The sequence below is a fragment of the Enhygromyxa salina genome, from assembly GCF_002994635.1.
GTDB classification, from domain to species: Bacteria; Myxococcota_A; Polyangia; order Nannocystales; family Nannocystaceae; genus Plesiocystis; species Plesiocystis salina_B.
Map to the genome: position 1 here is coordinate 1 of NZ_PVNL01000178.1, position 668 is coordinate 668.

At 67.4% G+C, this 668-nt stretch carries 2 protein-coding genes; both read right to left on the minus strand.

The annotated features are described in order from the left end of the window. The coding region (locus tag ENSA7_RS41530) for a hypothetical protein (protein ID WP_146158760.1) at nucleotides 1-484 on the minus strand (484 nt) is incomplete at its 3' end. Next, a partial coding sequence (locus ENSA7_RS45235) for a hypothetical protein (protein ID WP_219908160.1) occupies nucleotides 469-668 on the minus strand: 200 nt, incomplete at its 5' end. The genes ENSA7_RS41530 and ENSA7_RS45235, both read right to left, overlap by 16 nt.

Sequence of the window (668 nt, forward strand, 5' to 3'; positions counted from 1 at the left end):
GATCCAGACCAGTCAGATCGGCGAAGTGAAGGAAGCTCGAGATCGAGAACCGAAGCGTCCGCGCGAACGCGACGCAACGAAACAGCGCGGTGAGGTTGGCGAACGAGAACGCGTCGCTGGCCAGGTCAGAGCTCACCAGCAGCTGGTAGTCCCGCTCGCCGATCCCGAGGCCCGCGAGCACCCGCGGAAGCTGGGTGGTGGTGATCGCCGTCGCTGGGTTGCTCTCGCCGAACAGCTGGGTGCCATCTCCCACGGGGTTGAACGCCGGATCGATCGGCCCGAGATCCTTGGAGAGAAAGCGCCGAGTGTAGAGCGCCCGCTTGTCATTGCTGTCCCGGGCGTCGATCACGTTCGCCCAGAACGTGGCGAGTTCGTCCCAGCCCAGGCCGACGCGCTCGCGGAGCAGCACGATCTGCGCGAGCGTTCGCAGCCCCGCGCGATCCAGCGTGTTGCCAAGGACGTCGCGCATCAGCACGTCGAGCATGCGCCGGGGGATCTTCGTCGCTCGCTCGAGCCGGACGAAGCGGTGGAGCCGATCGAGCGCGTGAGCGCGGCGCCAAGTGACGCGGACGGATACGCGCTCTCGAGCACGTTGAACAAGGTGCGCGCGTAGGTCTGCCGGACCGTCTCCGCGTCTGCGCCCGGGATGTCATCGGGCGGTGTGACGC